The following is a 7,010-nucleotide window of genomic DNA, read 5'->3' on the forward strand; positions in this document are numbered from 1 at the left end:
CCCCCCGGGGGGGGGGGGGGGCTGGGGGCGGGGTCTGCGCGCGTCCGCGCGCGAATGGGCAGAGAGCCGGGCTCGCCGTCCCTACCGGTTTGCGACAGTCCAGGCGGGTCGAGCCGAAAGACCCCCTCCCCCTACCCCCTCCCGCGGGGGGAGGGGGAGAGTAAAAGGGCACAGGCCGGCTGTAACAATGGGACTTCGCAAACAAGTCCTGCTTGGCACCGGCCGCCCCGGCGCGGCAGTGTCGCGCATGGACCGACCGCCCCGCCGACCGCCCGCGCTCGACGACGCCGCCCTGGAGCGGGCGGCGCTGGACTATCTCGGCCGCTATGCCGCCTCGACCGGCCAGCTGCGCCGGGTGCTGCAGCGCCGGATCCGGCGCGCCCGGCAGGCCGGGGCCGAGGTCGATGTCGAGGCGGTGGAGGCGCGGATCACGGCGCTCTTGGACCGCATGGCCAGGTCGAAGCTGCTGGACGATGCGCAATTCGCCGAGATGCGGATCGCCGGCCTGGCCCGGCGCGGCCGGTCGACCCGGGCGATCCGGGTCAAGCTGCGCGAGGCCGGCATCGACGAGACAGTTGCGGCCGAGGCCCTGTCCCTGTATGGCGGCGCGCCCGGGACGGATCCGGACCGGGCGGCGGCGATCCGGCTGGCGCGCCGGCGCCGGCTGGGGCCGTTCCGGGCCGAAGGCGACCGGGCCGCGCACCGGATGCGCGACCTGGCGGCGCTGGCCCGGGCCGGCTTCGCCCCCGGCCTGTGCCGGGCGGTGGTGGACGCGCCGGACGTCGCGGCGCTGGAGGCGCCGGAGGACTAGGGCGACGGATCGATCCGCCGTCGCCGGGGGACCGTGGTGGTGCATTGACGTTCGGAAACGCGCTTCGGATAGTGCTTTCCGAACATGGTCAGGACAGGGGAAGGCGAGATGCGGCGACGCACATATGTCCTGGCGATCGACCAGGGGACGACATCGACCCGGGCGATCGTGTTCGACCCGCAGGGCCGGCCGGTGGCCAGCGCCCAGCGCGAGCTGCGCCAGATCTACCCGGCCGACGGCTGGGTCGAGCACGACCCGGAGGGGATCTGGGCCGACACCGTCTCGGCCTGCCGCGACGCCATCGCCCGGGCCCGGCTGACCGCCGACCACATCGCCGCCATCGGCATCACCAACCAGCGCGAGACCACGGTGCTGTGGGACCGCCAGACCGGCCGGGCACTGCACTACGCCATCGTCTGGCAGGACCGGCGCGCCGCCGCCTTCTGCCGCGAGCTGGCCGCCGCCGGGCACGAAACCGCGGTGCAGGCCAAGACCGGCCTGATCATCGATTCCTACTTCTCCGCCACCAAGCTGACCTGGCTCCTGGACAACGTCCCGGACGCCAGGCGGCGGGCCGAGGCCGGGGAACTGGCCTTCGGCACGGTCGACAGCTTCCTGCTGTGGCGGCTGACCGGCGGCCGGGTGCATGCGACCGATGCCACCAATGCCAGCCGCACCATGCTGTTCAACATCCGGACCCAGGCCTGGGACGACGAGTTGCTGGCCCTGTTCCGGGTGCCGCGCGCGATCCTGCCGGAGGTGCACGACAACGCGCATCATTTCGGCACCACCGACAGGATCCTGTTCGGCGCCGCCATCCCGATCACCGGCATGGCCGGCGACCAGCAGGCCGCGACCTTCGGCCAGGCCTGCTTCAAGCCGGGCATGATCAAGTCGACCTACGGCACCGGCTGCTTCGCCCTGCTCAACATCGGCGACAAGCCCAAGATCTCGCGGCACCGCCTGCTGACCACCACCGCGTACCGGGTGAACGGCCGCCCGACCTACGCCATCGAGGGCGCGATCTTCAGCGCCGGCGCCACCATCCAATGGCTGCGCGACGGGCTGAAGATCATCAAGAGCGCGGCCGAGAGCGAGACCCTGGCCCGGTCGGTCGAGGATTCCGCCGGGGTCTATCTTGTGCCGGCCTTCACCGGCCTCGGCGCGCCGCATTGGGACCCCGACGCGCGGGGGACGGTGGTGGGCCTGACCCGGGATTCCAGCGCCGCGCACATCGCCCGCGCCGCGCTGGAGGCGGTGGCCTTCCAGACCCGCGACCTGATGGAGGCGATGGCGGCCGATGGCGGCGCCCGGCCGCAGGCGCTGCGCGTCGACGGCGGCATGGTGGCGAATGACTGGCTGTGCCAGATGCTGGCCGACATGCTGGACACCCCGGTCGAGCGGCCGAAGGTGATCGAGACCACGGCGCTGGGCGCCGCCTATCTCGCCGGCCTGACCGCAGGGGTCTACCCCTCGGTCGATGCGGTGGCCGAGGCCTGGCAGCGCGACCGGCTGTTCGAGCCGTCGATGCCGGCCGGCACCCGCGCCCGGCTGTACGAAGGCTGGCAGAAGGCGGTGAAGCGGGCCCGGAGCTCTTCGCGCTGACGGCTGCCGCAGGGGCGCGGAAACGCGCCTCGATGCGCGGATATGAAAATTGTCGCAAAAGCCCCGGCGCCCTGGCATGGTTCTGGGATGCGGCGCCCATAGAGCGCCGAGACCAGAACATTCGGGGAGAGTCGCCATGACACTGCGCCTTGCCACGGCCGCCGCCGCCGCGGCCCTGACCCTCAGCCTGCCCGCTTTCGCCGCCACCGAGATCCAGTGGTGGCACGCCATGACCGGAGCGAACAACGAGGTGGTCGAGACCCTGGCCAAGGAGTTCAACGACAGCCAGGCCGACTACAAGCTCGTGCCGGTGTTCAAGGGCACCTATCCGGAGACGCTGAACGCCGGCATAGCCGCCTACCGCGCCGGCCAGCCGCCGCACATCCTGCAGGTGTTCGACGCCGGCACCGGCACCATGATGGCGGCGGCGAGCGCCGTGGTCCCGGTGGCCAAGGTGCTGCAGGCCGACGGCGTGACCTTCGACAAGTCGCAATATCTCGGCGGCGTGGTCAGCTATTACAGCACCGCCGATGGCGAGCTGCTGTCCTTCCCCTACAACAGCTCCTCGCCGATCCTCTATTACAACAAGGACGCCTTCAAGAAGGCGGGGCTGGACGAGACTGCGCCGCCCAAGACCTGGCCGGAGCTGTTCGACGCCGCCAGGAAGATCAAGGCGGCGGGCTGGCCCTGCGGCTTCACCTCGACCTGGCTGACCTGGATCCAGCTCGAGAACTTCGCCGCCTGGAACAACGTGCCCTACGCCACCTTGCAGAACGGCCTGGCCGGGCTGGACCCGCAGCTGTTGATCAACAGCGACCTCAATGTCCGCCACTTCCAGACCATCGCCGACCTGCAGAAGGCCGGCGTGTTCTCCTATGGCGGCCGCACCTCCGAGGCCAAGATCAAGTTCACCAGCGGCGAATGCGCCATGATGACCGAATCCTCGGGCGGTCTGGGCGACGTGGTGAAGTCGGGCATCAATTTCGGCAACGGCGCCCTGCCCTATTATCCGGAGGCCGCGGGCGCGCCGCAGAACACCATCCCGGGCGGCGCCAGCCTGTGGGTCCTGGCCGGCCATCCCGAGGCCGAATACAAGGGCGTGGCCAAGTTCTTCGAGTTCCTGTCGCAGACCCCGATCCAGGCCCGGCTGCACCAGAAATCCGGCTACCTGCCGATCACCATGGCGGCCTATGAGGACACCAAGAAATCCGGCTTCTACGAGAAGAACCCGGCCCGCGAGATCCCGATCCTGCAGATGATGGGCAAGGCGCCGACCGAGAACTCGAAGGGCGTGCGGGTGATCAACCTGCCTCAGGTCCGCGACATCATCAACGAGGAGCTGGAGCTGATGCTGAACGGCCAGCAGGACGCCAAGACCGCGCTCGACAAGGCGGTCGAGCGCGCCAACGCTGCGATCAAGGAAGCCGCGGACCTGTAAGAGACCATTTGTAAACGCTACTGGTGCGGCCGTCTGACGGCGGACTCGAAGCTTCCGGTGCTCACGGACCAACGTCCGCTGCGCTCCGGTTCTCGAAACCACCGCCAGCCGACTCACACCAGCGCGTTTCCAAACGGCCTCTAAGGCCAGTGAAGAGGGCGGCTGTCCGCCCCCTCCTGTCTTCGCGGCAAAGGGGAAGACCAACAACACCATGACCCACCCCGTATGAATCGTCGCGCGATCTTCCCGAACACCGTCCTGCCCTATCTGCTGGTGGCGCCGCAGATCGCGATCACTCTGGTGTTCTTCTTCTGGCCGGCCGCCCAGGCGATCCGCCAGTCGATGCTGCGCGAGGATCCCTTCGGCCTGAGAACCCGCTTCGTCGGGCTGGACAATTTCGGCCGGGTGCTGGCCGACCCGGCCTATCTGAACTCGCTGCAGGTCACCGTGGTGTTCTCGCTGGCGGTCGCGGTCTCGGCCCTGGTGGTGGCGCTGCTGCTGGCGGTGATGGCCGACCGGGTGGTGCGCGGCCAGGGCCTGTACCGCACCCTGCTGCTGTCGCCCTACGCCATCGCCCCGGCGATCGCCGGCATGCTGTGGCTGTTCCTGTTCAACCCGTCGATGGGCACGCTGGCGGTGCTGCTGCGCCAGGCCGGCTTCGACTGGAACCCGCTGCTGAACGGCGGCCAGGCGATGACGCTGGTGGTGGCGGCGGCCGCCTGGAAGCAGATCAGCTACAATTTCCTGTTCTTCCTGGCCGGGCTGCAGGCGATCCCGAAAAGCCTGATCGAGGCCGCGGCGATCGACGGCGCCGGGCCGGCCCACCGCTTCCGCACCATCGTCTTCCCGCTGATCTCGCCGGTGTCGTTCTTCCTGCTGGTGGTCAACACCGTCTACGCCTTCTTCGACACGTTCGGCATCATCCACGCCGTGACCGGCGGCGGCCCCGGCAAGTCGACCGAGATCCTGGTCTACAAGGTCTACAATGACGGCTTCGTCAACCAGCAGATGGGCGTCTCGTCCGCCCAGTCGGTGATCCTGATGGTGCTGGTGATCGCGCTGACCTTCGTCCAGTTCCGCTATGTCGAGCGCCGGGTGCATTACGCATGATCGAGAACCGCCCGCTGGGCACCCTGCTCGCCCATTTCGTCCTGATCGTCGGGATCGTGCTGGTCGCCTTCCCGGTCTACTACACCTTCATCGCCTCGACCTACCCGACCCAGGCGATCCTGTCGCCGCCGCTGCCGCTGGTGCCGGGCGGCGAGTTCCTGGCCAATTACGGCGGCGCCCTGTTCGGCGGGTCGGGCCGGATCGGCGGCGTCGACATGGTCCGGGTGCTGTGGAACACGACCGTCGTCGCCCTCGCCATCGCGGTCGGCAAGATCGTGATCTCGCTGCTGTCGGCCTACGCCATCGTGTTCTTCCGCTTCCCGCTGCGGCTGGTGTTCTTCTGGATGATCTTCGTCACGCTGATGCTGCCGGTCGAGGTGCGCATCGTGCCGACCTACCAGGTGATCGTGGATCTCGGCCTGATCGACAGCTATGCCGGGCTGACCGTGCCGCTGATGGCCTCGGCCACCGCCACCTTCCTGTTCCGCCAGTTCTTCCTGACCATCCCGGACGAGCTGGTGGAGGCGGCGCGGATCGACGGCGCCGGCCCCTTGCGCTTCCTGCGCGACATCCTGCTGCCGCTGTCGCGCACCAACATCGCGGCGCTGTTCGTGATCACCTTCATCTATGGCTGGACCCAGTATCTCTGGCCGCTCCTGGTGACCAACGACAATGCGATGAACACGATCATCATCGCGCTGCGCAAGATGATCTCCTTCGCCGATGCCGACACCGAATGGAACCTGGTGATGGCGACCACGATCCTGGCCATCATCCCGCCGGTGTTGGTTGTCCTCGTGATGCAGCGCTGGTTCGTCAAAGGCCTGATCGAGAGCGAGAAATAATGGCCACCGTCGAGATCCGCCAGGTCCGCAAGACCTATCCCGGCGCCGCGCAGGAGACCATCAAGGGCATCGACTGCGCCATCGCCGACGGCGAGTTCCTGGTCATGCTGGGCCCGTCCGGCTGCGGCAAGTCGACCCTGCTGCGCATGGTGGCGGGGCTGGAGAGCATCGGCGGCGGCGAGATCGCGATCGGCGGCCGGGTGGTGAACAAGCTCGAGCCGAAGGACCGGAACATCGCCATGGTGTTCCAGAACTATGCCCTGTACCCGCATATGTCGGTCTATGACAACATGGCGTACGGGCTGCGCATCCAGGGCCTGTCCAAGGCCGAGATCGACAGCCGCGTGCGCGCGGCGGCGCAGACGCTGGAGCTGTCGGCCCTCTTGGAGCGCAAGCCGCGGCAGCTGTCCGGCGGCCAGCGCCAGCGCGTCGCCATGGGCCGCGCCATCGTGCGCGAGCCGGCCGTGTTCCTGTTCGACGAGCCGCTGTCCAACCTGGACGCCAAGCTGCGCACCCAGATGCGGATCGAGATCAAGCGGCTGCAGTCGCGCCTGGGCGTCACCAGCCTGTACGTCACCCATGACCAGGTCGAGGCCATGACGCTGGCCGACCGGATCATGGTGATGAATGGCGGTGCGGCCGAGCAGATCGCCCCGCCGCTGGAGATCTATCTGAGGCCGGCCTCGGTCTTCGTCGCCGGCTTCATCGGTTCGCCGGCGATGAATTTCCTGCCGGCGACGGTGACGGCGGACGGCCACGGCGTGGTGCTGCCCGGCGGCCAGCGCGTCGCCACGAAGCGGGCGGCGGGGCTGGGCGGGCGCAGTATCCTGGCCGGCATCCGGCCGGAGCATCTGACCCTGGACGGCCCGGCCGACCCCGAGCACCGGCTGGAGGTCGCGGTCGAGCTGGTCGAGGCGCTGGGCGCCGACACGGTGCTGCATGGCCGGCTGGGCGACGGCGCAACGCTGCTGGCCCGGCTGCCCGGCGTGGTGCCGGTACGCGGCGGCGACCGCCTGGCCTTCGCCGTGCCGGAGGACCAGCTGCACCTGTTCGACCCCGACACCGGCCGCGCGCTGGGGTGAAGCCAGATCGACCTGGCAGGTATGCGAACAGATTGCCTCTTCCGCTTGCGAGACCTTTTCAAAATGGCTGAAGCCGTTCCTTTTTAGTCCCCCCTCCCCTCGCGGGAGGGGGCAGGGGG

Annotated in this window: 6 protein-coding genes; all 6 read left to right on the forward strand. The window is 68.9% G+C overall.

Going from position 1 to position 7,010, the window contains the following annotated elements:
* Positions 1–247: 247 nt before the first annotated feature.
* The 6 genes from AAHM41_RS37690 (at position 248) to ugpC (ending at position 6,891) form a co-directional block, all read left to right on the forward strand.
* Entirely contained in the window at positions 248–811 is a 564-nt protein-coding gene (locus AAHM41_RS37690; RefSeq protein ID WP_342241771.1) for a regulatory protein RecX, read from the forward strand.
* 108 nt (positions 812–919) lie between these two features.
* Positions 920–2,416, forward strand: coding sequence for a glycerol kinase GlpK (glpK, locus tag AAHM41_RS37695; RefSeq protein ID WP_342241772.1), 1,497 nt, complete (start codon positions 920–922; stop codon positions 2,414–2,416).
* A 136-nt stretch (positions 2,417–2,552) separates the two neighbouring features.
* Positions 2,553–3,854: a sn-glycerol-3-phosphate ABC transporter substrate-binding protein UgpB gene (gene ugpB / locus AAHM41_RS37700; RefSeq protein ID WP_342241773.1), complete on the forward strand. Its 1,302-nt coding sequence runs from the start codon at positions 2,553–2,555 to the stop codon at positions 3,852–3,854.
* 225 nt (positions 3,855–4,079) lie between these two features.
* On the forward strand, positions 4,080–4,964 hold the full coding sequence (gene ugpA / locus AAHM41_RS37705; RefSeq protein WP_342241774.1) for a sn-glycerol-3-phosphate ABC transporter permease UgpA: 885 nt from the start codon (positions 4,080–4,082) through the stop codon (positions 4,962–4,964).
* Positions 4,961–5,809, forward strand: a complete 849-nt coding sequence (ugpE, locus tag AAHM41_RS37710) for a sn-glycerol-3-phosphate ABC transporter permease UgpE (protein WP_342241775.1) — start codon at positions 4,961–4,963, stop codon at positions 5,807–5,809. Before ugpA ends, ugpE begins: the two co-directional genes overlap by 4 nt.
* Complete coding sequence (gene ugpC, locus AAHM41_RS37715) at positions 5,809–6,891, forward strand: sn-glycerol-3-phosphate ABC transporter ATP-binding protein UgpC (RefSeq protein ID WP_342241776.1); 1,083 nt, start codon at positions 5,809–5,811, stop codon at positions 6,889–6,891. Before ugpE ends, ugpC begins: the two co-directional genes overlap by 1 nt.
* Positions 6,892–7,010: the final 119 nt, after the last annotated feature.

The organism is Inquilinus sp. OTU3971, from assembly GCF_038440215.1.

What these genes read in the sequence shown, in the direction of transcription:
- ugpA (WP_342241774.1), top strand. Translation starts at nt 4,080, where the DNA reads ATGAATCGTCGCGCGATCTTCCCGAACACCGTCCTGCCCTATCTGCTG.
- glpK (WP_342241772.1), top strand. Translation starts at nt 920, where the DNA reads ATGCGGCGACGCACATATGTCCTGGCGATCGACCAGGGGACGACATCG.
- ugpB (WP_342241773.1), top strand. Translation starts at nt 2,553, where the DNA reads ATGACACTGCGCCTTGCCACGGCCGCCGCCGCCGCGGCCCTGACCCTC.
- AAHM41_RS37690 (WP_342241771.1), top strand. Translation starts at nt 248, where the DNA reads ATGGACCGACCGCCCCGCCGACCGCCCGCGCTCGACGACGCCGCCCTG.
- ugpC (WP_342241776.1), top strand. Translation starts at nt 5,809, where the DNA reads ATGGCCACCGTCGAGATCCGCCAGGTCCGCAAGACCTATCCCGGCGCC.
- ugpE (WP_342241775.1), top strand. Translation starts at nt 4,961, where the DNA reads ATGATCGAGAACCGCCCGCTGGGCACCCTGCTCGCCCATTTCGTCCTG.